The sequence below is a fragment of the uncultured Nocardioides sp. genome (genome assembly GCF_947489365.1).
Classification (GTDB): domain Bacteria; phylum Actinomycetota; class Actinomycetes; order Propionibacteriales; family Nocardioidaceae; genus Nocardioides.
On the sequence record NZ_CANLDB010000003.1, the window covers coordinates 114,025 to 134,841 of the forward strand.

General features: G+C 74.5%; 26 protein-coding genes. 11 read left to right on the forward strand and 15 right to left on the reverse strand.

Annotation, left to right across the window (positions count from 1 at the left end; all coding sequences use genetic code 11):
- Window positions 1-188: 188 nt before the first annotated feature.
- On the reverse strand, window positions 189-1,490 hold the full coding sequence (locus Q0858_RS09565; protein WP_299053238.1) for an MFS transporter: 1,302 nt from the start codon (window positions 1,488-1,490) through the stop codon (window positions 189-191).
- Between the two features lie 63 nt (window positions 1,491-1,553).
- On the opposite strand from Q0858_RS09565, the gene Q0858_RS09570 reads away from it, so the two are divergent.
- Complete coding sequence (locus Q0858_RS09570; RefSeq protein WP_299053241.1) at window positions 1,554-2,291, forward strand: NAD(P)-binding domain-containing protein; 738 nt, start codon at window positions 1,554-1,556, stop codon at window positions 2,289-2,291.
- 12 nt (window positions 2,292-2,303) lie between these two features.
- Here the strand turns inward: Q0858_RS09570 and Q0858_RS09575 are convergent, their stop codons facing one another.
- The 3 genes from Q0858_RS09575 to Q0858_RS09585 all read right to left on the reverse strand — a co-directional run bounded on the left by Q0858_RS09575 (window position 2,304) and on the right by Q0858_RS09585 (window position 7,851).
- Complete coding sequence (locus tag Q0858_RS09575; RefSeq protein ID WP_299053243.1) at window positions 2,304-3,698, reverse strand: hypothetical protein; 1,395 nt, start codon at window positions 3,696-3,698, stop codon at window positions 2,304-2,306.
- Between the two features lie 71 nt (window positions 3,699-3,769).
- On the reverse strand, window positions 3,770-5,749 hold the full coding sequence (locus tag Q0858_RS09580; RefSeq protein WP_299053246.1) for a sulfatase: 1,980 nt from the start codon (window positions 5,747-5,749) through the stop codon (window positions 3,770-3,772).
- Window positions 5,750-5,820: 71 nt separating this feature from the next.
- Window positions 5,821-7,851 (reverse strand): sulfatase, encoded by a 2,031-nt coding sequence (locus Q0858_RS09585; RefSeq protein WP_299053248.1) that lies wholly within the window; start codon window positions 7,849-7,851, stop codon window positions 5,821-5,823.
- A gap of 67 nt (window positions 7,852-7,918) precedes the next feature.
- Between Q0858_RS09585 and Q0858_RS09590 the strand changes: the two genes are divergently transcribed.
- A complete protein-coding gene (locus Q0858_RS09590; protein ID WP_299053251.1) occupies window positions 7,919-8,329 on the forward strand; it encodes a PPOX class F420-dependent oxidoreductase in 411 nt (136 codons plus the stop codon).
- Window positions 8,330-8,332: 3 nt separating this feature from the next.
- Here Q0858_RS09590 and Q0858_RS09595 read toward each other — a convergent pair whose 3' ends face one another.
- Window positions 8,333-9,187 carry a DUF3152 domain-containing protein gene (locus Q0858_RS09595; RefSeq protein ID WP_299053254.1) on the reverse strand — a complete coding sequence of 285 codons (855 nt, stop codon included), beginning with the start codon at window positions 9,185-9,187 and terminating at the stop codon, window positions 8,333-8,335.
- Between the two features lie 122 nt (window positions 9,188-9,309).
- Here Q0858_RS09595 and Q0858_RS09600 point away from each other — a divergent pair, with 122 nt between their 5' ends.
- The gene (locus Q0858_RS09600; protein ID WP_299053257.1) at window positions 9,310-10,101 is read left to right on the forward strand and encodes a GIDE domain-containing protein; all 792 of its coding nucleotides are present in this window, start codon (window positions 9,310-9,312) and stop codon (window positions 10,099-10,101) included.
- 105 nt (window positions 10,102-10,206) lie between these two features.
- Here Q0858_RS09600 and Q0858_RS09605 read toward each other — a convergent pair whose 3' ends face one another.
- Together Q0858_RS09605 and Q0858_RS09610 are read right to left on the reverse strand one after the other, a co-directional pair.
- The gene (locus tag Q0858_RS09605; protein WP_299053260.1) at window positions 10,207-10,641 is read right to left on the reverse strand and encodes a hypothetical protein; all 435 of its coding nucleotides are present in this window, start codon (window positions 10,639-10,641) and stop codon (window positions 10,207-10,209) included.
- 42 nt (window positions 10,642-10,683) lie between these two features.
- Window positions 10,684-11,049: a metalloregulator ArsR/SmtB family transcription factor gene (locus Q0858_RS09610; protein ID WP_299053263.1), complete on the reverse strand. Its 366-nt coding sequence runs from the start codon at window positions 11,047-11,049 to the stop codon at window positions 10,684-10,686.
- A 77-nt stretch (window positions 11,050-11,126) separates the two neighbouring features.
- Here Q0858_RS09610 and arsB point away from each other — a divergent pair, with 77 nt between their 5' ends.
- Together arsB and Q0858_RS09620 are read left to right on the forward strand one after the other, a co-directional pair.
- Window positions 11,127-12,215 (forward strand): ACR3 family arsenite efflux transporter, encoded by a 1,089-nt coding sequence (gene arsB, locus Q0858_RS09615; protein WP_299053266.1) that lies wholly within the window; start codon window positions 11,127-11,129, stop codon window positions 12,213-12,215.
- Window positions 12,212-12,649: a heat-shock protein HtpX gene (locus Q0858_RS09620; RefSeq protein ID WP_299053269.1), complete on the forward strand. Its 438-nt coding sequence runs from the start codon at window positions 12,212-12,214 to the stop codon at window positions 12,647-12,649. The genes arsB and Q0858_RS09620 overlap by 4 nt, the downstream gene beginning before the upstream one ends.
- Before the next feature lie 6 nt (window positions 12,650-12,655).
- On the opposite strand, the gene Q0858_RS09625 is transcribed toward Q0858_RS09620, so the two are convergent.
- Genes Q0858_RS09625 through Q0858_RS09635 form a run of 3 tightly spaced genes read right to left on the reverse strand, consistent with a single transcriptional unit; the run spans window position 12,656 to window position 14,530 of the window.
- Complete coding sequence (locus Q0858_RS09625) at window positions 12,656-13,039, reverse strand: VOC family protein (protein WP_299053272.1); 384 nt, start codon at window positions 13,037-13,039, stop codon at window positions 12,656-12,658.
- Between the two features lie 10 nt (window positions 13,040-13,049).
- The gene (locus tag Q0858_RS09630; protein ID WP_299053276.1) at window positions 13,050-14,234 is read right to left on the reverse strand and encodes an ArsO family NAD(P)H-dependent flavin-containing monooxygenase; all 1,185 of its coding nucleotides are present in this window, start codon (window positions 14,232-14,234) and stop codon (window positions 13,050-13,052) included.
- On the reverse strand, window positions 14,162-14,530 hold the full coding sequence (locus Q0858_RS09635; RefSeq protein WP_299053279.1) for a metalloregulator ArsR/SmtB family transcription factor: 369 nt from the start codon (window positions 14,528-14,530) through the stop codon (window positions 14,162-14,164). The genes Q0858_RS09630 and Q0858_RS09635 overlap by 73 nt, the downstream gene beginning before the upstream one ends.
- Window positions 14,531-14,616: 86 nt before the next feature.
- Between Q0858_RS09635 and Q0858_RS09640 the strand changes: the two genes are divergently transcribed.
- Both Q0858_RS09640 and Q0858_RS09645 read left to right on the forward strand, forming a co-directional pair.
- Window positions 14,617-15,897 (forward strand): FAD-dependent oxidoreductase, encoded by a 1,281-nt coding sequence (locus Q0858_RS09640; protein WP_299053282.1) that lies wholly within the window; start codon window positions 14,617-14,619, stop codon window positions 15,895-15,897.
- Window positions 15,894-17,144: an MFS transporter gene (locus Q0858_RS09645; protein ID WP_299053284.1), complete on the forward strand. Its 1,251-nt coding sequence runs from the start codon at window positions 15,894-15,896 to the stop codon at window positions 17,142-17,144. Before Q0858_RS09640 ends, Q0858_RS09645 begins: the two co-directional genes overlap by 4 nt.
- A 1-nt stretch (window position 17,145) precedes the next feature.
- On the opposite strand, the gene rpsN is transcribed toward Q0858_RS09645, so the two are convergent.
- From rpsN to rpmB, 3 genes are read right to left on the reverse strand one after another with little or no spacing between them, the layout of a single operon-like run.
- Window positions 17,146-17,451: a 30S ribosomal protein S14 gene (gene rpsN, locus Q0858_RS09650; RefSeq protein WP_299053286.1), complete on the reverse strand. Its 306-nt coding sequence runs from the start codon at window positions 17,449-17,451 to the stop codon at window positions 17,146-17,148.
- A gap of 1 nt (window position 17,452) precedes the next feature.
- A complete protein-coding gene (gene rpmG / locus Q0858_RS09655) occupies window positions 17,453-17,623 on the reverse strand; it encodes a 50S ribosomal protein L33 (protein ID WP_299053287.1) in 171 nt (56 codons plus the stop codon).
- Window positions 17,623-17,859 (reverse strand): 50S ribosomal protein L28, encoded by a 237-nt coding sequence (gene rpmB, locus Q0858_RS09660; protein ID WP_299053290.1) that lies wholly within the window; start codon window positions 17,857-17,859, stop codon window positions 17,623-17,625. The genes rpmG and rpmB overlap by 1 nt, the downstream gene beginning before the upstream one ends.
- Window positions 17,860-17,918: 59 nt before the next feature.
- Here rpmB and Q0858_RS09665 point away from each other — a divergent pair, with 59 nt between their 5' ends.
- The 4 genes from Q0858_RS09665 to ykgO are packed head-to-tail and all read left to right on the forward strand — an operon-like array spanning window position 17,919 to window position 19,562.
- Complete coding sequence (locus Q0858_RS09665; RefSeq protein ID WP_299053293.1) at window positions 17,919-18,191, forward strand: type B 50S ribosomal protein L31; 273 nt, start codon at window positions 17,919-17,921, stop codon at window positions 18,189-18,191.
- A complete protein-coding gene (locus Q0858_RS09670; RefSeq protein WP_299053296.1) occupies window positions 18,188-19,258 on the forward strand; it encodes a GTP-binding protein in 1,071 nt (356 codons plus the stop codon). The genes Q0858_RS09665 and Q0858_RS09670 overlap by 4 nt, the downstream gene beginning before the upstream one ends.
- Window positions 19,258-19,440, forward strand: coding sequence for a 50S ribosomal protein L32 (gene rpmF / locus Q0858_RS09675; RefSeq protein ID WP_299053298.1), 183 nt, complete (start codon window positions 19,258-19,260; stop codon window positions 19,438-19,440). The genes Q0858_RS09670 and rpmF overlap by 1 nt, the downstream gene beginning before the upstream one ends.
- The gene (gene ykgO / locus Q0858_RS09680; RefSeq protein WP_299053300.1) at window positions 19,440-19,562 is read left to right on the forward strand and encodes a type B 50S ribosomal protein L36; all 123 of its coding nucleotides are present in this window, start codon (window positions 19,440-19,442) and stop codon (window positions 19,560-19,562) included. The genes rpmF and ykgO overlap by 1 nt, the downstream gene beginning before the upstream one ends.
- Before the next feature lie 109 nt (window positions 19,563-19,671).
- On the opposite strand, the gene Q0858_RS09685 is transcribed toward ykgO, so the two are convergent.
- Together Q0858_RS09685 and Q0858_RS09690 are read right to left on the reverse strand one after the other, a co-directional pair.
- Window positions 19,672-20,088: a VOC family protein gene (locus tag Q0858_RS09685; protein WP_299053302.1), complete on the reverse strand. Its 417-nt coding sequence runs from the start codon at window positions 20,086-20,088 to the stop codon at window positions 19,672-19,674.
- A 24-nt stretch (window positions 20,089-20,112) separates the two neighbouring features.
- Window positions 20,113-20,811 carry an SDR family NAD(P)-dependent oxidoreductase gene (locus tag Q0858_RS09690; protein ID WP_299053304.1) on the reverse strand — a complete coding sequence of 233 codons (699 nt, stop codon included), beginning with the start codon at window positions 20,809-20,811 and terminating at the stop codon, window positions 20,113-20,115.
- Between the last annotated feature and the right edge of the window lie 6 nt (window positions 20,812-20,817).

Genomic DNA, 20,817 nt, shown 5'->3' on the forward strand with positions numbered 1-20,817 from the left:
CTTCCCGAGAGCCTCCCCCCGAGTGGGGGCTGCCGGATCAACGTAGGCCGGGCCCTCGGGTCACGGCGAGACCCCCGAAGCCGATCGAGACCGTTTCCACAGGTTCGCGGCGCACCCGACCGATGTCCGACCCAACCGGGTCTCGTGGCCCCTCGCCAGGGCTCGGGGCACCTCGACCTCCGAGGTGGTCAGACGGTCTTCGCGTCCCGGGTCAGCAGCGCGGTGAGGCCGGCGCCGGCGACCATGACGACGCCGATGGAGACCAGGCCCCACTGGTTGCTGCCGGTGGCGTCGCTGAGGAAGCCGATCCAGTACGGGCCGACGAAGCCCGAGAGGTTGCCGATCGAGTTGACGACCGCGATGCCCGCGGCGGCCGCGGCGCCGGTGAGGAAGGCGGTCGGGAGGCGCCAGAAGCCGGGGAAGGACGACATGACGGCGACCGCGCAGAGGCAGAGGCCGGCGTACCCGACCCACGGGTTCTCCGACAGCCAGGCGGTGGCGGCGAGCCCGACGCCTCCGACGGTCATGGCGCCGATGGTGATGCGGGCCGGCTTGGCCTGCCGGTCGACGATCTTGCCGACGACGACGATCGCGACGGTCCCGACGACGTACGGCGCCGCGGTGAGCAGGGTGACGTCGAGGGTGTCCTCGATCTGCAGGCTCTCCTGGACGATCGTCGGCAGCCAGAACCCGAGGCCGTAGAGGCCGAAGACGATCGAGAAGTAGACGAGCGACAGCCCGAGCACGCGGGGGTGGCGCAGGCTCTGCCACTCCGAGACGTGCTGGCCCTCGCTGGCGCGCGCCTCCGCGTCGAGGCGGCCCTGCAGCCAGCCCTTCTGCTCGTCGCTCAGCCAGTCGACGTGGGCGGGCCGGTCCGGCAGCCAGCGCAGCAGCAGGAACCCGATGACCACCGTCGGGACGGCCTCGACGAGGAAGAGCCACTGCCACCCGGCGAGCCCCCCGACGCCGTCCAGCTTCAGCAGCAGGCCGCCGAGCGGGGCGCCGAGCGCGGTCGACAGCGGCACGGCCGCCATGAACCAGCCCACCGCCCGGGCGCGGTACTCGGCGGGGAACCAGTAGGTGAGGTACAGGATCATCCCGGGGAAGAAGCCCGCCTCGGCGATGCCGAGGAGGATCCGGACGACGTAGAAGCTGGTCTCGCCGACGACGAACGCCTGCAGGCCGGCGACGATGCCCCAGCTGACCATGATCCGGGCCATCCAGATCCGCGCGCCGACGCGGTGCATGACCATGTTGCTCGGCACCTCGAAGAAGAAGTAGCCGATGAAGAACAGCCCGGCGCCCAGGCCGAACGCCGCGTCGGACAGGCCGATGTCGGCGTTCATCGTGAGCGCGGCGACGGCGATGTTCGTGCGGTCGAGGTACGACAGGAAGTAGCAGACGCCGAGCAGCGGCAGGAGCCGCCGGCCCACCTGCCGGAACGTCGCGCCGGCGATCTCGGCCTTGTCCACGGGGTGCTGTGTGGTCACCGCCACACACAATCACGATCGCCCGCCCGGGACTACGCGGCGGCGCGAGATCGTTCTGGCCCCATGACGACAGCGATCCACGACGTCCGCACCATCGGTCTCATCGGCGCCGGCCGGATCGGCACCGCCGTCGCCCGCCGCGCGCTCGCCGCCGGCTTCGACGTGGTGGTGTCGAACTCCCGGGGACCCGAGACCCTGACCGGGCTGGTCTCGGAGCTGACCGCGGAGCACGGCGAGGGCGCCCGGGCGGGCACGACGCAGGAGGCCGCGGCGGCCGACGTCGTGGTCGTGACCATCCCGCTGCACGCGTACGGCGAGGTCCCGGCCGACGCGCTCGAGGGCCGCGTCGTCCTCGACACCCTCAACTACTACCCGGACCGCGACGGCCACGTCCCGGCGCTCGACGAGGGCCGGACGACCACCAGCGAGCTGCTCCAGCAGCACCTCGCGGACTCTCACGTGGTCAAGGCATTCAACACCATCCACTCCGACGCCATCGGGGCGCTCGCCCGCCCGTCGGGCTCCGAGGACCGTTCGGCCCTGCCGGTGTACGGCGACGACGTCGCGGCCAAGGAGCTCGCCGTCGCGGTGCTCGACCGTCTCGGCTTCGACGTGGTCGACGGCGGCGGGCTCAGCGAGAGCTGGCGTGCCGAGAACGGCCGGCCGGCGTACGGCATGGCCTACGCGACCGACGGGGACATCGAGAACCCCTCGCCCGCGGGGGTGGACAGGATCACCGGGCTGCTCGCCGCCGCGGACGACGTGGAGCCCGAGCCCGCCACCTTCGTCGAGCCGGAGTGAGGTCCGCCGTCCTCAGGTGACCAGGCCGAGGACGGTGATCAGCGGCAGCGCGATCACCGACGCCAGGGACGTCACGAAGGTCAGCGCCTTCAGCGCCCCGCTCGTGGAGACGCCGAGCAGCGACTGGAACATCCAGAAGAAGTTGCTGTTCACGTGCAGCGCGAAGAGCGCGCCCGCGCCGATGGCGAGGCCCACGATCGGGGGCGCGACGTCCACCTGGCCGAGCACCGGCCCGATGATCCCGGCGGCCGCGATGGCCGCGACGGAGATCGAGCCGATCGCGAGGTGCAGGACGGCGGCGATCAGCCAGGCCAGCAGGATCGTCACCACGATCGGCGCCCCGGCGTCGGCCGTGAAGAGGCCGGACAGCACGTCGGCCAGGTCGGTCGCCGCGATCACCGCGCCCAGCGAGCCGCCGACGCCGGTGATCAGCAGGATCTGGCCGGTGGTGTCGAAGCCCTTGGCGAGCGCCTCGTTGGTGCCCTCCCGGCCGAGCGAGATGCGGGCCAGCACGAAGGCCCCCAGCAGGCCGACGAACAGCGCGAGGGCGGGGTCGCCCAGGAAGGCGACGACCGGGTTCGAGGCGCCCACCGCGTCGAGGGTCGCGCCGGTCGCGATCAGCACCAGCGGCACCAGCACCGGCAGCAGGGCCACGGGCAGGGGCGGGACCCGCGACGCCGTCCTGGTCACCGGTCCGTCCCCGGTGCCCGGCGCGGGCTTCTGCGACGGCGCCGTGCGCTCGGCGAGGGCCTCCGCCTCGAGGAGGGACTCCGAGGGGTCCTCGTCCTTCTCGGGGTTCCAGAACCCCGCGCGCAGCACCAGCGCGTAGACGGCGACCGTGAGGAGCGCGGTGAGCGGGCCGACCAGGAGCCCGTAGACCAGCATCGTGCCGAGGGGGACGCCGAGCAGGCCGGCGATCGACACGGTCCCCAGGCCGGGGACGACGAAGACGTAGCCGACGAGGATCCCGGCGGTGACCGCGCCGCCCATGAGCCCGAGGCCGCGGGCGCCGATCTGCGGGGCCGCCGAGCGGGCGAGCGGGGAGGCCAGGACGAGCTGCACGTCGACGTAGATCGACGGGAACAGCGTCGTCATCACCACGGCCATCGCGTACGGCAGCTTCCGCGCGCCGAGCAGCCGCAGCAGGCCGGCGACGAGCCGTTGCAGCGCCTGCATCGCGAACAGCAGCGACCCGATGAGGACGCCGAACCCGATGAGCAGGCCCACCTCGGCCATGATCGAGCCGAAGCCCTCGACGATCGTGCTGAGCGTCGCCGTCGGTCCAAGACCGGCCGCGAGCCCGAGGCCCAGCGAGCCGATGACCAGGCTGATCATCGGGTCGACGTCGAGCACGATGATGAGGACGACGACCGCGAGGATCGCGAGCGCGGCGTACAGGACGATCACAGGAGACTCCTCGGGGTGTGACGGTGCTCGCACGCTGCCACACGTCCTGGTGGTCGAACCACCGGGCTAGGTCAGCGAGCGCGGGCGCTGACCGCGTCGAGGGAGGCGGTGCCGCCGGCCGCCCACCGCAGCCGCCGGCGCACGTCGCGCCGACGCAGGTCGAGCGCCCCGGCGACGTCGAGGAGCGTCAGGAACTCCCAGCCGGTGCCGCGCTCGTCGACGTACGCCGCGACCTGGGCGCCGCGGCCGACGAGCGCGAGCCGGGCGGTACGGCGGTCGAGGCCGACCGTCCCGTCGAGCATCGCCAGCGGCTCCAGGCCCGCGGTGACCTGCTGACCGGCGACGCGGAGGTCCCAGGTGATGCCGCGGCGGACGTGGTCGTAGGTGAGCAGCAGGCGCTCGTCGGGGCCGGAGGCCAGGCCCAGGAGCACCGTGCGCCGGGTCCGGTCGAGCTGCCCGGGGTCGACGACCAGCTCCCAGGAGTCGGAGGTGGGTCCCGCCGTCGCGAGCCGGAGCGGCCCGGCGACGGTGGTCACCTCGTCGTCGACGCGGACCCGTCCACCGGCCCGACGGCTCCGCGGCGGGGGCGGCAGCAGGTCGACCTCGGCCAGGTGCTCGCGCAGGAGCGTGGTCAGCCGGGCGGTGACCTCGGGGCGCTCCCGGGAGAGGTCGGTGGTCTCGGCCTCGTCGGCGCCGAGGTCGTACAGCTCGACCGAGGAGTCCCGCAGCCACATCACGAGCTTGTCGTCGCCGACGACGACCGCCGCGTGCGGGCGGGCCCGCGGGGCGGCGAGGTGCGGGTAGACCCAGAACGTCGCGTCGCGGGTGCGCTGCCGGCCGCGGCCGCTGAGGGTGGGCACGAGGCTGACGCCGTCCCAGCCGGTGGTGTCCAGCGGGCCGCGCGGGTCGCGGCGAGGGCGCACGCCGGCGAGCTCCGCGGCGGTGGGCAGTAGGTCGACGGTCGTGGTGGGGTGGTCGCTCGTCCGGCCCGCGCGGACCAGGCCCGGTCCCCACGCGACCAGCGGGACCCGGATGCCGCCCTCGTACAGCTCGCCCTTCGCGCCGCGCAGGGGTGCGTTGACGTCGCGGCTCTCCGAGCCGTTGTCGGAGGTGACGATCAGCAGCGTGCGTCGGTCGAGCCCGTTCTCCTCGAGCGCCCGGCGGACCCGCCCGACCTGGGCGTCGACCCGGGCCAGCATCGCGGCGACCACCGGCCGGTTCGGTTCCTCGTCGGCCCCGGGCAGGGCGGCGTACTCGGCGACGAGGTCGGCCGGGGCCTCGTGCTCGACGTGGACGGCGTAGTTCGAGACGTGCAGGAAGAAGGGCTCGTCGCGGTGGGTCTCGATGAAGTCCACGGCCTCGAGCGCCAGGCGGTCGGTGAGGTACTCCGGCGCCCCGGACACCGACTCCTTGGCCGGCAGCCCCGGGAGGAAGAAGTACGGCCAGGTGTAGTCGCCGCCCGCGATGTACTCCTCCTCGGAGACCCGGACGTCGTCGAAGCCGTGCGCGAACGGGTTGCCGGGGCGGTCGCGGTAGGGGCCGGAGTAGGTCTCGGTGAGGTGCCACTTGCCGATCAGCCCGGTCGTGTAGCCGCGGGGCCCGAGGACGTCAGGCACCGTGCTGTGACCCGGGTCCAGGCGGCTGTCGCTGGCCGCCGGCTCGGGGCGCAGGAAGTCGGTGATGCCGCACCGCGCCGGGTAGCGGCCGGTCATCATCGCCGCGCGGGTCGGCGAGCAGAGCGGCGCGGCGGCGTACGCCCGGGTGAAGCGGAGGCCCTCGGCGGCGAGGCGGTCGATCTCGGGGGTGCGGTTGAACGGGTGTCCGTAGCAGCCGAGCTCGTTCCAGCCGAGGTCGTCGATCGAGACGACGACCACGTTGGTCCGGTCCGCGGGGGGCCGCCAGCGGACGGGGCGCTCGCTCCGCGGCCGGTCGTCGTACGACGGCTCCTCGATGCCCCGGTCCCACGCGGACGCCGCCGCACCCGCGCCCACGACCCCGGCGACGCCGGCCCCGACGAGGAGACCACGGCGCGTCGTCGTCGGCCTGCTCACGTCTCGACCATCCCCGGGATCGGTGCTGTCGACGCGACCCTAGGTCATGCCTCGCCCCGTCCGCGGCGCGCTCAGCGCTCCCAGGCGCGGAAGCCGTCGATGTCCACCGCGGTGCCGTTGACCCGGGCGCCGACGGCGTAGCGGTAGTCGCGGCGCACGTCGTCGCGCCGCAGGTCGAGCGCGCCGGCCACGTCGAGGCGGAACAGGAACTCCCAGCCCTTCCCGAGGTCGGCGTACGCCGCCGCCTGGGCGCCCCGCACCACCAGCGCGATCCGGGCGGCGTCGTCGTCGAGGTCGACGCTGCCGTCGAGCACCGTGGTCGGCTCGGTGCCGCCGGTCTCGAGGCGGCCGCCGACCCGGAGGTCCCAGCCGACACGGCGCAGGTCGTGGCGGTAGCGCAGCAGCAGGTAGTTGTCGCCGTCCTTCGCGACGCCGGCGAACAGCGTCCGCTCCCGGGCGGCGCCGGGCAGCGGGCCCGGGTCGAGCTCGACGACGAACTCCTCGCGCCGTGGTCCGCGGGGTGCGACGGCGAGCAGGTGGGCGGCGCCGTCCGCGGAGACCCGCAGCCGTCCACCCTCGGTGACGGCCCGGGCGGCCGCGCCACCCGAGGGCACCGCGGCGAGCGTGTAGTCGGCCAGGTCGCCGTCGAAGGTCTCGGACAGCTCGTCGCGGCGCCGCTCCGCGGTGGGCGCGCCGGGGTAGAGGTCGAGCTCGGCGAGGTGGGCCTCCAGCAGCCGGCGCAGGCGCGCGGCGACCTCGGGGCGCTGCCCGGCGAGGTTCCTGCTCTCCCCGGGGTCGTCGGCGAGGTCGTACAGCTCCGTGGCGCCGTCGCGGAGGAACATCACGAGCTTCTCGTCGCCCACCCGGACGGCGGCGTGCGGGCGGGTGCCGCCGATGAAGTGCGGGTAGGCCCAGTAGGTCGCCTCGCGGGCGCGCTGCCGGCCGCGGCCGGTGAGGGTGGGGACGACGCTGATGCCGTCGACGTCCTTCGGCGCCGGGCCGCCCGCCAGGTCGAGCGCTGTCGGGAGCAGGTCGATCGTGCTGGTGAGGTGGTTGACGTCCTGGCCGGCGCGGACGAGCCCGGGGCCCCACGCGACGAGGGGGACGCGGATGCCTCCCTCGTACAGCTCGCCCTTCCCGCCGCGCAGCGGCGCGTTCGCGGGCCGCGACTGGCCGCCGTTGTCGGAGGTGACGAGCAACAGGGTGTCCTCCGCCAGGCCCTGGGCCTCCAGCGCGCGGCGGATCCGGCCGACCTGGGTGTCGACGCTCTCGAGCATCGCGGCGAGCACGGGCCGGTTCGGGGCGCGGTCGGCACCGGGCTTGGCCTCGTACTTCGCGAGCAGCTCGGGGCGGGCCACGAGGTCGGTGTGGACCGCGTAGTTGGAGACGTGCAGGAAGAACGGCTCGTCGCGGTGGACGGCGACGAAGTCCTCGACCTCGGCGGCGAGCCGGTCGGTGAGGTACTCGCCCGGCTCGCGGGCGGGGAGGTTCGGCATGAAGAAGTAGGGGTGGGTGTAGTCCCCTCCGGCGATGTAGAGCTCCTCGCTGACCCGGACGTCGTCGAACCCGTGCGCGTAGGGGTTGCCGGGCCGGTCGCGGTACGGGCCCGAGTACGTCTCGGTCAGGTGCCACTTGCCGATCAGGCCGCTGGTGTAGCCCCGCTTGCCGAGCAGCTCGGCGATCGACGTCGTACGCCGGTCGTCGAGGTGGTTGTCGCTGACCGCGGTCTCGGGGCGCAGGAAGTCGGTGACGCCTACCCGTCCGGGGTAGCACCCGGTCACGAGGGCGGCGCGGGTCGGCGAGCAGAGCGGTGCGGCGGCGTACGCCTGGGTGAAGCGGGTGCCCTCCGCGGCGAGCCGGTCGATCTCCGGGGTCTCGTTGAAGTCGTTGCCGTAGCAGCCCATCTCGTCCCAGCCGAGGTCGTCGATCGACACGACGATCACGTTCGGGCGGTTGCGCGGCCGGCCGCGAGGACGGCGGCGCTGCGGGGCAGCGGCCGCCGCGGGGCCCGACACGGCGGCGACGGCGGTCCCGAGGGCGGCTCCGGCCAGGACGGTCCGGCGGCTGGTCCGCATCGTGGGTGGCAGGGTGGTCTGAGTCATCAGGAGGACTTCTTTCCCGAGTAAGTCAACTGAGGCGCTCGACTATGCCATACGCCAGACTGGGTCCATGGACCTGGACCGCGTGCGTGTCTTCGCCGAGCGCCACCACCGCGCCGTGCTCGCCACCCGGACGCCGTCGGGCGGGGTGCAGCAGAGCCCCGTCCTCGTCGCCGTGGACGACGCCGGGCGGTTCTGCGTGAGCAGCCGGGAGACGGCGTACAAGACGAGGAACCTGCGGGCGGACCCGTGGGCGCAGCTGTGCGTCTTCACCGACGCCTTCTTCGGGACCTGGTACTACCTCGAGGGCGCCACCGAGGTGCTCGCGCTGCCGGACGCGATGGAGCCGCTCGTCGACTACTACCGCCGCGCCGCCGGCGAGCACGACGACTGGGACGCCTACCGCGACGACATGCGCCGCGAGCAGCGGGTGCTGCTGCGGATCACCGCCGAGCGCGCGGGGCCCGACCGGCAGGGCTGAGCGTCACCCGGGCCAGGCGTTGCGGGTGCAGCCGTCCAGGCCGTAGGTCTGCTGCTGCATGACGGGCGCCGGGGTCCCCGGTGCCGGGCACTCGACGTGGGCCTGCCCCAGCCGGTGGCCGACCTCGTGGTTGACCAGGTAGGTGCGGTACTGCCCCAGCGCGCCCGCGTAGTCCGGGATCCCCTCCGCCCACCGGACCGCGTTGAGCACGACCAGGTCGCCGTTGCGGCACGACACCTGGCCCATCGTCTGCAGCGGCGCGCAGAGCGCGTCGGTGGTGCCGGGGCTCGCGACGAGGACGCGGAAGTCGGGGACCTCCGTCGTCCGCCGCAGCGGCTGGCCCAGCAGGGTCTGCCAGCTGCGGGGGTGCTCCAGCACCCGCTCGACGCGCCGCCCGGTCGCGACGGGGTCGAAGGGGAGCCCGTCCTCGACCTCCACGGTGTAGGCGAGCTCGCCGTACTCGGCCTCCTCGGCGGCGGGACCGGCGGCGCCGTCGGCGATCCGGAACGTGCCCGGGCCGACGCTGGGCACCGGCCGCGGCCGGGACGCGCGTCGCGGCCGCGGCGACAGGGAGGCGGTGGAGCCCCGCGGGACCTCGGTGGCCTCGGGGCCGTCCGCCCGGGAGTCGCCGGTGACGGGGGCCGGCGCGGTGTCGAGGGCGCCGCTGGCCGTCGGGTCGCCCGCGGAGTCCCCGGTGGGGCCGAGGTGGTGGCCGAACCCAGTGGCCAGGCCGCCGACCGCGATCAGCCCGACGGTCCGCACCGCGAGAGGGGTACGACGCCGCTCGGGGCGGGCCCCGCGGTGCGTCCCGGGCAGGGAGCGGCGACGTCCGCCCGCCCGTCCCGAACCCCGAGTCATGGTGGGTCACTGTATTCGCCTCCGCCGTCGTCGGCCGGGGTGGTTGGATCCGGGACGACCGGGCATGATCCGGCCGTCGGGCGACGCCCGCCGAGACGCGATCCACGAGACCGGAGGCCCGGATGCTCCCCTACCTGATCGGCGCCGCCGTCGCGCTGGCCGTCGCCGGCTACATGTTCTGGCAGAGCAAGCAGGCCACCGGCCAGGTCGGTCGCCTCATCGGCACCGAGACATCCCGCGCCGCCGACGTCCACGAGCTCGCCCGCGCGGCCGCCGACGCGGCCGGTCCCGGCGCGTTCTCGCACCGGGTGGAGCTCAAGGGCGCGGCCGTGCCCGGACCCCGGGGGCTGCTCACCTCGGAGATCACCGACACCGAGTGCCTCTGGTACCGCCACAAGGTGACCCACCACTTCCAGGAGTCGTACCGCACCAAGGACGGCGACCGCCGGACCCGCCGCAAGGAGGAGGTCGTCAGCGACAACTCCTCCAAGCAGTCCTTCCTGCTCCGTGACGACTCGGGCGAGATCACCCTCGTCCCGACGGCGCGGATCAACGGTCCGCGCAAGGTGGCCAGCGAGTTCCGCCAGGACGAGGGGGCACGGGGCTCGAAGCTCCAGCTCGGGCGCTTCTCGATGACGCTGCCGACCAGCGGCGACCGGACGATCGGCTACGAGTACGAGGAGTGGGTGCTGCTCCCGGACACGCAGATCTTCGTCTCCGGCGAGGCCTTCGACGACCGCGGTGACCTCGAGGTCCGCGGGCCGAAGGGCGCCGACAAGATGCTCATCTCCACCCGCTCGGAGGAGGAGCTCATCGACCACCACCAGGGCGAGACCCGGAAGAACCAGCTCTTCGCCGGCCTGGCCGTCGTCGCCGCGGTCGTGCTGGTGGTCCTGGCGTTCGTGCTGCCGTAGCGCCGCCCGGCGAGAGCCGGACATCGAGGTGCGAGGCCGGCCACGGCCGAGCCGTGAGTGCCGCAGATCGCACGCACCAGGTACGTGCGATCTGCGGCACTGACCTCAGGGGACCAGGCGGACGACGTACCGCGCCCCGTGCCCGGTCGTGAGCACGGCGCGACCGGGCTCGACGCCGGGCGGGAGGGTCGTCGAGAAGTCGATCTGCCCGGTGGTGTCCGCGTCCGCCGAGGCGAGGGTCCAGGCCCTGCCGCGCTGCCGCAGCACCAGCTCGGCGTCCTGGATCGGCTCCGGCGCCGGATCGGCGTACGTGCACCGGGACGTGCAGCCGCCGACCTCGCAACCCATCGAGTCCTGGCACCCGTCGACGAAGGCGTGGCCGGTGACCTCGAAGGAGCGACCGATCACCTGGTGGCGCTCGAGCTCCAGGTACGGCGAGGCGCAGGACGCCGCCGCGGGCCCGGCCGGCGTCCCGAGCGGCGAGAGCAGCACGAGCAGGGCCGCCAGGAGCAGGCTGCGGGACAGCAGGCGCGACCTCATGGACCTTCGACGGGCCGAGGCCGTGATCGGTTGCTCAGCCGCTCAGCGGCGAGCGCCGGCCGACACGAGGCGCGGCCCCGCGGGCCGGTGGAGGTCGCCGAGCATCCCGGCGAGACGGTCGAGGACGTCGTCGCGGACGCGGTAGTGCACCCAGGTGCCGCGGCGCTCCGAGTCGAGGACGCCGGCCTCGCGGAGCACCTTGAGGTGGTGCGAGATCGTCGGCGCCGACAGGTCGAAGGCGCCCGTCAGGTCGCAGACGCAGGCCTCGCCGCCGTCGTGGGCGGCGACGAGCGAGACGAGGCGCAGCCGGACGGGGTCGGCGACCGCCTTGAGCAGGACGGCGAACTCCGCCGCCTCCGGCTCGGCCAGCGGGGCGCGGGCGCGGATCGAGACCGTCTGCTTCGCCATACGTCTAAGTTGACAGACGTCGAAGCAAAGGGCAACGCTGGTGGTTCGATTCGATCGACGTCGAACCAAGGAGCCCGATGACCACCCCCGCCCCCGCCGGTACGCCGGCGGAGACCGCCGTCGCCGCCCGGCTGTCGACCCTGGACCGGTTCCTCCCGGTCTGGATCGTGGCCGCGATGCTCCTCGGGCTCGCGCTCGGCCGCTTCGTGCCCGGTCTCGACTCAGCGCTGGAGGCCGTCGAGATCGGCTCGGTGTCGCTGCCGATCGCCCTCGGCCTGCTGCTGATGATGTACCCGGTGCTGGCGAAGGTCCGCTACTCCGAGACCTCCCGGGTCACGGCCGACCGGCGCCTGCTCGTGGCGTCGCTGGTGCTGAACTGGGTCCTCGGGCCGGCGCTGATGTTCGCCCTCGCCTGGCTGCTGCTGCCGGACCTCCCGGAGTACCGGACCGGCCTGATCATCGTCGGCCTCGCCCGCTGCATCGCGATGGTCCTGATCTGGAACGACCTGGCCTGCGGCGACCGTGAGGCCGCTGCCGTGCTCGTGGCCCTCAACTCGGTCTTCCAGATCGTCGCGTTCGCCGCGCTGGGCTGGTTCTACCTCCAGGTCCTCCCGAGCTGGCTGGGGCTGCCGACGACCTCGGCGGACTTCTCGGTCGTCGCGATCGCCGTCAGCGTCCTGGTGTTCCTCGGGATCCCCCTGGCCGCGGGGTACCTCACGCGCGTCGTGGGGGAGCGGACCCGCGGCCGCGACTGGTACGAGGGCACCTTCCTGCCCCGCATCGGCCCGCTCGCCCTCTACGGGCTCCTCTTCACGATCGTCATGCTCTTCGCGCTGCAGGGCGACGCGATCACCTCCCAGCCGCTCGACGTGGCCCGGATCGCGCTGCCGCTGCTGGCCTACTTCCTCGTGATGTTCGCCGTCTCCTGGGCGGCGGGGGCCCGTCTCGGCCTCGGCTACCCGAAGACCGCCACGCTCGCCTTCACCGCGGCGGGCAACAACTTCGAGCTCGCCATCGCCGTCGCGATCGGCACCTTCGGGGTCACCTCCGGCCAGGCGCTCGCCGGCGTGGTCGGACCCCTCATCGAGGTGCCCGTGCTGGTCGCCCTCGTCTACGTCGCCCTCCGACTTCGCCCCGTCGAGCCCTCCGTGGAGGTCCGCCCATGAGTGCCCCCGTCCCCCAGGTCGTCTTCGCCTGCCGCGCGAACGGCGGCCGCTCCGTCGCCTCGCGCCTGCTCACCGAGTACTACGCCCGGGGTCGCGTCGTCGCGATCTCCGCCGGCACCGAGCCCGGTGACCACGTCCACCCCGAGGTCGCCGCCGTCCTGACCGACCTGGGCCTGGACACCTCGCGGGAGTCGCCGAAGCTCCTGACGACCGAGATGATCGCCACCAGCGACCTCGCCGTCACCCAGGGCTGCGGCGAGAACTGCCCGTATGTGCCCGGTGCGCGCTACCGCGACTGGCCGCTGGACGACCCGAAGGGCCGCGACCGCGACGAGGTGCGACGGATCGTCGCCGACATCGACGGCCGCGTCCGTGACCTGCTGGTCGAGCTCGTGCCGGACCTCGAGCTGCCGCCCTCGCTCCTGGAGGGCTGAGCGCGGTCAGTCCTCCGGGGCGTGGCAGACGGCCTCGACGTTGTGGCCGTCCGGGTCGCGCAGGAACACCCCGAAGTACGCGTCGTGGTACTCCGGCCACACCCGCGGCTCGTGCAGCACCTCGGCGCTGCGGGCGTGAGCCCGTCGGCCCACCTCCACGACCGCCGCGCGGTCGGGGGCTGTCAGCGCGAGGTGGACCGGCCGGTGCCCGTCGTCCTCCGCGGCCGCGAGCCACAGGTTCGGGAAGCCGCTGACGCCGAGGCCGACCACGGGCCCGACGGGCCCGTCGTACCGCATCACCTCGGCGATACCGATCGGCGCGAAGACGTCGAGGTAGAACGCGACGGACGCCTCGACGTCGTCGCACTGCAGGCCGAGGTGGTCGAGCATGCCCGGCAACCTAGCGGGCCTCGACGGCCCCTGACGAGAGCTCGCGGGCGATGCCCTCGGCCGCGGCGCGGGCGGCCATGCCGACCCCGATCAGCGTCGCGGAGGCGGGGCCGCACCAGTCGCCGTACCCGACGAACCAGACGCGGGGGTCCCGCGCCGACCGGACCGTGTGCGGGCCGCGGTCCCATCCTTCGGGGACCTCCGTCTCGTGGCGCCCGGTCACGTGGCCGAGCGCAGGACGGAAGCCGGTGCACCAGACCACCGTGTCGTACGCCGCCGCGGTGCCGTCGGCCCACGCCGCGCCCGTCGCGGTCAGCCGCTCCGGCATCGCCACCGCGCGCAGGCCGCGCTCGTCGCGCGCCCGTCGTACGTCGGGCACGGCGACGACGTCGCCCAGCGACCCGACACCCTCGTGGGCCTGCGGGTCCTGCACCCGCTGCGTCGCGAGCTCGAACAACCGCCTGCCGTCGACGTCGTCGGGCAGCAGCCGCGGCGGGCGGGCCGCGGCCCAGGTGACGTCGACGTCGGCGAGGGCGAGGTCCGCCGCGACCTGCGCCCCGGAGTTGCCGCCGCCGACCACGAGCACCCGCTGCCCGGCGTACGCCGCGGGACCGCGGTAGTCGCGGGTGTGGAGCTGGGTCCCGCCGAAGTCGCGCATCCCCGGGACGGCCGGCCAGAACGGCGCCGACCAGGTGCCCGTCGCGTGCACGACCGCGCGCGCCGACCAGCACCGCTCACCCGCGTCGACGAGCAGCCGGCCGTCGCCCGCGTCCGTCACGGACCGCACGTGGACCGGCCGCTCGACGGGGAGGTCGTACCGCTCCTCGTACGCCCGGAGGTAGTCCACGACGTGGGCGGCCGACGGGTTCGCATCCCCGGGGGCCTTCGGCATCGGCCACCCCGGGAGCGAGCTGTAGCCGGCGGGGGAGAAGAGCCGCAGCGAGTCCCAGCCGTCGAGCCAGGCCGCACCCGGCTCGGCGCGGTCGTCCAGGACGACGTACGACAGCGGGACCTCGCGCCGCCTGTTCGCGCGCAGCAGGTGGTACGCCGTCGCGAGGCCGGACTGGCCACCGCCCACCACGACCACGTCGACGACGACCTCGACGGCCCGGGGCTGCTCGCTCAGGGCGCCGGCACCTCGAGCAGCCGCGCCACGTCGGCGAAGGCCGGCCCGTTGACCGAGTAGTAGGCCCACACCCCGCGCTGCTCGCGGTCGAGGAACCCCGCGTCGACCAGCTTGCGGAGGTGGTGGGACACCGTCGGCTGGCTCAGCCCGACGGCCTCGACGAGGTCGCAGGCGCACGCCTCGCCGCCGGGCTCGGCCGCGACGAGCGACAGCAGGCGCAGCCGGGTGGGGTCGGCGAGGACCTTCAGGGCGCTCGCGGTGCGCTGCGCGGCGTCGGCGTCGAGCGGCGTCGCGATCAGCGGAGGGCAGCAGGGCACCGTCGTCGACCCCGCGGACGGGTCGAGGAGCGTGGGGGACTCGGGCACGCGACCAGCGTACGCCAGACATTGACACTCGTCGATCTGTTGCCGCAGGGTGGAGAGGCATCGACCCGCATCGATACGGAGCAGTCATGACGACCCACCCGACCCTCGTGATCGGCGCCGGCCCCGTCGGCCTGGCCGCCGCCACCCACCTGCACGCCCGCGGGCTGCCGGTCCTGCTCGCGGAGGCCGGTCCGCGCGCCGCGACGCACGTCCGGGCGTGGGGCCACGTCCGCCTGTTCTCGCCCTGGTCGGAGGTCCTCGACCCCGTCGCGGTCGAGCTGCTGCGGTCGACGGGGTGGGTCGCGCCGGACCCGGGGGCGACGCCGGACGGGCGGGAGTGGGCGGACGACTACCTGGAGCCGCTCGCCGCCGCCCTCGCCACGGCTGGGGTCGACGTGTCCCTCGACACCCGCGTCGTCGGGGTCGCCCGCCGGGGCCGCGACCTCGTCGTCGACGACGGTCGCGACACGGAGCCGTTCACGGCCCTGCTCGACGGGCCCGACGGCGTACGACGGGTGGTCGTCGCCGCGGTCGTCGACGCGTCGGGCACCTTCGCCACCCCCAACCCCCTCGGCGCCGACGGGCTGCCCGCGCTCGGCGAGGCCGAGCACGCCGGGGCGATCGCGTACGGAGTCCCCGACCTGGCCGACCCTGCCGTCCGAGCGCTGCACGCCGGGCGGCACACCGTCGTGGCCGGCACCGGCGCCTCGGCGCAGACCACCCTCGTGGGCCTCGCTGCCCTGGCCGACGAGGTGCCCGGCACCCGGGTCACCTGGCTGGTCCGCCGGGCCGCGGTGGGGGACGCGTTCGGTGGCGGGGCCGCCGACCAGCTCGTGGAGCGCGGGGCGCTGGGCCGGCGGGCTCGAGCCGCGGCGGAGGGTCCGCACGTCACGACCCTCGTCGGGTTCCGCGTCGCCGAGGTCGCGCCCGGGCCCGGGGGCCGGCTGCGGGTCCTCGCCGACGACGGACGCGCCGTGGAGGGCGTCGACCGGGTCGTCACCGTCACCGGCTACCGCCCCGACCGCCGCCTGCTCGCCGAGGTGCGGCTCGACCTCGACCCCGCCCTGGAGGCACCCGCCCGGCTCGCGCCCCTGATCGACCCGAACGTCCACTCCTGCGGCACCGTCCACCCCCACGGCGCCGCCGAGCTCGCGCACCCGGAGACGGGCGTCTTCGTGGTGGGCGCCAAGTCCTACGGGCGGGCGCCGACCTTCCTCGCCCTCACCGGCTACGAGCAGGCCCGTTCCGTCGCGGCCCACCTCGCCGGCGACCCCGAGGCCGCGGCGCGGGTCGTGCTGGTGCTGCCCGAGACCGGGGTCTGCGGGGGAGCGGGCCTGTTCGAGGCCGCCGCGGCGGCGCCGGGGTGACGGCGACCTCCGGGGCGACCGGGGCGACCGGGGCGACCGCGGCGACGGGACACGTCCTGGGTGACGCGGCGCTGCGACGTGTGGTCGCGGTCCTCTGCGTCGGCCAGATCACCAGCTGGGGCGTCCTGTACTACGCCCTGCCCGTGCTCGCGCCGGCCATCTCCGCGGACACCGGGTGGAGCCCGGCGTCCGTGGTCGCCGCGTTCTCGACCGGGCTCGTGGTCAACGCGCTCGCGGGCATCGCGACCGGCCGTGGCCTGGACCGATGGGGTCCCCGACGGGTGATGACCACCGGCTCCGTCGTCGGCGTCGCCGCGGTCGTCGGCCTCGCGCTGGCCCCGTCGTACCCGGTGTTCCTGCTGGCCTGGGTCGTCGCCGGAGCGGCGATGTCGGCGACGCTGTACGCGCCGTCCTTCGCGGCGGTGACCGGCTGGGCCGGCGACGACCCCGCGCGCCGGGTCCGTGCCCTCACCGCCGTCACCCTCGTCGGCGGGCTGGCCAGCACGGCGTTCGCGCCGCTGACCGCGGCACTGGTCGGTCCCCTCGGGTGGCGGGGCTCCTACCTCGCCCTCGCCGTCGTCCTCGCCCTGGTGACCGTGCCGGCCCACCTCCTCGGGCTGCGTGGCCGGTGGGACCCGCCCCGCCGGCTCCACGACGCCCGGGGCGGCCCGGTCCGCGGGCCGACCCGGGAGCCGGCGTTCTGGCTCATGGGGGCGTCGTTCACCCTGGCCGCCCTCGCGGTGTACGCCGGGGTGGTCAACCTCGTGCCGCTGCTCGTGGAGCACGGTGTCGGCCTCACCACGGCCGCGGTCGTCCTCGGGATCGGCGGCGCGGGCCAGGTCCTCGGACGCCTGGTGTGGGCGCCGGTCGTCGCCCGCACGGCGCTGCGGACCCGCACCGCGGGGGTGTTCGTCCTGGTCGGCCTGACGAGCCTGGTGCTGGCGCTGGTGCCCGGGCCGCTGTGGCTCGTCGTGCTGGTCTCGCTCCTCGCCGGGTCGGCCCGCGGCGTGGTGACGCTGCTGCACGCCACGGGCGTCACCGACCGGTGGGGCGCGGCCGACTTCGGTCGCCTCAACGGCCTGCTCACCGCTCCCCTGATGCTCGCCTCGGCGCTGTCACCGTGGGCGGGGGCCGCGGTGGCGCAGGCCCTCGGCTCCTACGCCGCCGCCTTCGCGGTCATCGCCGTGGCCGCCCTGCTCGCCGCCCTGCTGGCGCCGTTCACGCTGCCGCGACGACCGGCCCGCTGACCTACCAGGACGACTTCGTGATCCCCGGCAGCTCCCCGCGGTGGGCCATCCGGCGGAAGGTGATCCGCGACAACCCCGCCTTGCGCAGGTAGCCGCGCGGTCGGCCGTCGGACTGGTCGCGGTTGCGCAGCCGTACCGGCGAGGCGTCGCGGGGGAGGCGGCTGAGCGCGGCCACCGCCTCGGCCAGCTCCGCGCTCCCGGGCTCCGCCCGGCGGACGGCGTCCTTCAGCGCGGCCCGGCGCTCGGCGTACCTCGCGACGGTGCGCTCGCGCTGCCTCTGCTTGGCGATCGTGGAGGTCGTGGCCATCTCAGCGCTCCTCGCGGAAGTCGACGTGGCGGCGGACGACGGGGTCGAACTTGCGCAGCACGAGCCGGTCGGGGTCGTTGCGGCGGTTCTTGCGGGTCACGTAGGTGAAGCCGGTGCCCGCGGTCGAGCGCAGCTTGACGATCGGGCGGACGTCGCTGCCCCGGCCGGCCATCAGAGCCTCACCCCCCGCGCGCGCAGGTCGTTCACGACGGCGTCGATGCCGCGCTTGTCGATGACGCGCATCCCCTTCGTGCTCACCGTGAGGTGCACGGTGCGCCCGAGCGAGGGGACGTAGTAGCGGCGCCGCTGGACGTTCGGGTCGAAGCGACGCTTCGTCCTCCGCTGGGAGTGGGAGACGTTGTTGCCGAACGTGGGCTCACGTCCGGTGACCTGGCAGTGGCGTGACACGGGGACTCCTGTCTGTCTATGCTGATAACGATTCTCAGTCGCACTGTAACGGAGAGCCAGTGAAGAAGGACATCCATCCCGCCTACGGCCCGGTCGTCTTCCGCGACCGCTCGGCCGACCTGCTCGTCCTGACCCGCTCGACCCTGGTCGGGCGCCAGGACGGCCCGACCGTCGAGCTGGACGGCGCCACCTACCCGGTCGTGGACGTCGACGTGTCGTCGGCGAGCCACCCGTTCTGGACCGGACGCGGCCGCGTCGTCGACACCGAAGGCCGCGTCCAGGCCTTCCAGCGGCGGTACGGCGCGCGGCAAACGGGGGGTGGCGGCCGATGAGGACCCCCGTCGTCCTGCTCGCCGGGGTCGCGCCCGAGCCGATGACGTCGGCGACGCTCGCGCTGCAGCTCGACCTGCCCGACGCGGTCGTCGTCCGCCACCACATCGACCCGCTCGACGGCACCCTCGAGCGCGTCGTCAGCGACGCCCACGGCATCGTCGAGCGCCACGTCACCGAGCTCGAGCACACCTGCGTCTCGTGCGCGCTGCGCGAGGACGTCCTGCCGACGTTGTTCCGCCTCGCCGGCGAGGGACGGTGGGGCGCGATCGTCGCCCATTTGCCGGTCTCGGCCGAGCCGGTGCAGATCTGCGAGGTGCTCCAGCGAGACCCGAGACTCGCCCGGCGGCTCCGGGTCGCGTCGGTGCTCACCGCCCTCGCCGGCCCGCAGGTGCTGACCGACCTGCTGGGCGACGACATCCTCGCCGAGCGCCACCTGCACACCGCGCACGACGACGAGCGCGGCGTCGCCGAGGTCGCCTGCTCGATGGTCGAGTACGCCGACGCCGTGGTGCTCTGCGACGGCGCGGGCCCTGCCGAGGGGGCGGGCCTGGTCCGGGCGCTCGCCCGCCCGGAGGTCCCGGTCGTCACCGACCCGACGCTGCTGGACGCCGGCCTGCTGGTCGGGCACCTCCACGACCACGAGGCCACCGGGTGCTGGACCCGCACGCTGAGGACGGTGCCGCACGACGCCCACGTCGGACCCGGCCTGTGGCGCCTCGACCTGCGCTCGGAGCGGCCCTTCCACCCGCGCCGCCTGCTGGAGGACCTCGAGGTCCTCGGCTCGGGCGCCCATCGATCGCGCGGCACCTTCCACCTGCCGACCCGCACCGGCCAGCTGCTGGAGTGGGACGGCGCCGGCGGCCAGCTCAGCATCGGGCGCGAGGGCCCCTACCTGCGCCGCACCCTCGGCACCCGGCTGATCCTCACCGGCCTCGGCCCGACACCGCACCACCTCGCCGCCGAGTTCGAGCGTCTGCTCGTGCAGCCCGGCGAGGAGGGCCCGTGGAAGGACGTCGGCGAGGACGGGTTCGAGCCGTGGCTCGGGCCCACGCGGGCGGTGGCGTGATGGCCGTCCCCAAGCGTCGTACGTCGCGCAGCAACACCCGCCACCGGCGCGCCCAGTGGACGGCGCCCCGCCCCGACCTCGTCCCGGTCCGGGTGGACGGCGTCACCCATCAGGTCCCCCGACGACTGCTCCGGGCCGTGGAGCTCGGGCTCGTCGACCCCGCTACCGGAAGGAAGCTCTGATGAAGGTCCGCAACTCGCTCCGCTCGCTGAAGAACCGGCCCGGCTCCCAGGTCGTACGCCGGCGCGGGCGGACGTACGTGATCAACAAGAAGAACCCGCGGCTGAAGGCGCGACAGGGCTGACGTCCCTCGTCCGGGATCTCGTGGCTCGGCCGCGGGCGGCCTCGCACCTCGATCTCCGGAGGTCGAGGTGCTCCGAGCCCTGGCGAGGAGCCACGAGACCCCGTGACTCTCAGCCCTTCGGCGCGAAGATCTCCAGCGCGATGTTGTCCGGGTCGCGGAACTCGAGGATGAAGCCGGCGCCGATGTCCTTGACGCCCTCGTGCGCGACGCCGAGGGAGTCGAGGTGGGCGGCGGCCTCGTCGATCGCGGCCTGGTCGGCCACGGCGAAGGCGACGTGGTCGAGCCCGGTCTTGTCCTCGTCGAACCGCTCCTCGGCGACCGGGCGCAGGCCCAGCAGCGAGTCGCCCAGCTGGTAGATGACGCCGCCGAACAGGAACGACAGCTGCTGCTTCGTCTCCTCGTCGGCGTCCGGCGGCAGCTCGAAGGCGACCGGGAGGCCGAGGACGTCGTCGTAGAACTTCCGGGACCGCTCGATGTCGGTGACGGTCAGGCGGACGTGCGCGTAGGCGCTGGTCGTGATGGGCATGTCCTCAGCCTGCCCGACGGGTGTTCACCGGACGGCGAGCTGCTTGGCGTCGTTGTCCCAGACGACCTCGGAGGCGCTGTCGCGCATGGCCTGGAGCAGCGCGTCGACGACCGTCGCGTGGTCGAGACCAGCGGGGAGCTTCGGCGGCTCCCCGGCCAGAGCGCGGTCGGCGAGGCCGGTGTCGAGGTGCGGCGGGCGGAGGTCGACGACGGTGAACCGGCGACGGTTCTCGCGGCGCAGGACCGTGAGCCAGTGCGACAGGGCGGCCTTGGCGGCGCCGTACTCGGCCATGCCGTTCGTCGGCAGGTCGGCCAGGATCGCCGAGAGGACCGCGACGCAGCCGCCGGTGTCGGGCAGGTGCCGGGAGGCGGCGCGCACGAGCGCCATCGGCCCGAGGGCGTCGACGGCGAAGAGCTCCTCGGCGACCGCCGGGTCCTGCTCCGTCGCCGGCCCGAAGCCCGCGACCCCGGTCGCGACCACGAGGGCGTCGAGCCCGCCGAGGGCCTCGGCGGCGGCCGCCACGGTCGCGGCGCACGCGTCGGTGTCGACGACGTCGAGGACGAGGGGCTCGGTGCCGAGGTCCGCGGCGACCGCGGCGGTCCGGTCGGGGTCACGCCCGGCGGCCACGACGGCCGCGCCGGCGTCCTTCAGGGCCCGGGCCGCGGCGGCGCCGAGCACCCCGCTGGCTCCGCAGACGAGGACACGGGCGCCGTCGAGTTCCATGCGCGG

What these genes read in the sequence shown, in the direction of transcription:
- Q0858_RS09570 (WP_299053241.1), top strand. Translation starts at nt 1,554, where the DNA reads ATGACGACAGCGATCCACGACGTCCGCACCATCGGTCTCATCGGCGCC.
- Q0858_RS09585 (WP_299053248.1), bottom strand. Translation starts at nt 7,851, where the DNA reads ATGACTCAGACCACCCTGCCACCCACGATGCGGACCAGCCGCCGGACC.
- Q0858_RS09590 (WP_299053251.1), top strand. Translation starts at nt 7,919, where the DNA reads ATGGACCTGGACCGCGTGCGTGTCTTCGCCGAGCGCCACCACCGCGCC.
- Q0858_RS09595 (WP_299053254.1), bottom strand. Translation starts at nt 9,187, where the DNA reads ATGACTCGGGGTTCGGGACGGGCGGGCGGACGTCGCCGCTCCCTGCCC.
- Q0858_RS09600 (WP_299053257.1), top strand. Translation starts at nt 9,310, where the DNA reads ATGCTCCCCTACCTGATCGGCGCCGCCGTCGCGCTGGCCGTCGCCGGC.
- Q0858_RS09605 (WP_299053260.1), bottom strand. Translation starts at nt 10,641, where the DNA reads ATGAGGTCGCGCCTGCTGTCCCGCAGCCTGCTCCTGGCGGCCCTGCTC.
- Q0858_RS09610 (WP_299053263.1), bottom strand. Translation starts at nt 11,049, where the DNA reads ATGGCGAAGCAGACGGTCTCGATCCGCGCCCGCGCCCCGCTGGCCGAG.
- arsB (WP_299053266.1), top strand. Translation starts at nt 11,127, where the DNA reads ATGACCACCCCCGCCCCCGCCGGTACGCCGGCGGAGACCGCCGTCGCC.
- Q0858_RS09620 (WP_299053269.1), top strand. Translation starts at nt 12,212, where the DNA reads ATGAGTGCCCCCGTCCCCCAGGTCGTCTTCGCCTGCCGCGCGAACGGC.
- Q0858_RS09625 (WP_299053272.1), bottom strand. Translation starts at nt 13,039, where the DNA reads ATGCTCGACCACCTCGGCCTGCAGTGCGACGACGTCGAGGCGTCCGTC.
- Q0858_RS09640 (WP_299053282.1), top strand. Translation starts at nt 14,617, where the DNA reads ATGACGACCCACCCGACCCTCGTGATCGGCGCCGGCCCCGTCGGCCTG.
- rpsN (WP_299053286.1), bottom strand. Translation starts at nt 17,451, where the DNA reads ATGGCCACGACCTCCACGATCGCCAAGCAGAGGCAGCGCGAGCGCACC.
- rpmG (WP_299053287.1), bottom strand. Translation starts at nt 17,623, where the DNA reads ATGGCCGGCCGGGGCAGCGACGTCCGCCCGATCGTCAAGCTGCGCTCG.
- Q0858_RS09670 (WP_299053296.1), top strand. Translation starts at nt 18,188, where the DNA reads ATGAGGACCCCCGTCGTCCTGCTCGCCGGGGTCGCGCCCGAGCCGATG.
- rpmF (WP_299053298.1), top strand. Translation starts at nt 19,258, where the DNA reads ATGGCCGTCCCCAAGCGTCGTACGTCGCGCAGCAACACCCGCCACCGG.
- ykgO (WP_299053300.1), top strand. Translation starts at nt 19,440, where the DNA reads ATGAAGGTCCGCAACTCGCTCCGCTCGCTGAAGAACCGGCCCGGCTCC.
- Q0858_RS09685 (WP_299053302.1), bottom strand. Translation starts at nt 20,088, where the DNA reads ATGCCCATCACGACCAGCGCCTACGCGCACGTCCGCCTGACCGTCACC.
- Q0858_RS09690 (WP_299053304.1), bottom strand. Translation starts at nt 20,811, where the DNA reads ATGGAACTCGACGGCGCCCGTGTCCTCGTCTGCGGAGCCAGCGGGGTG.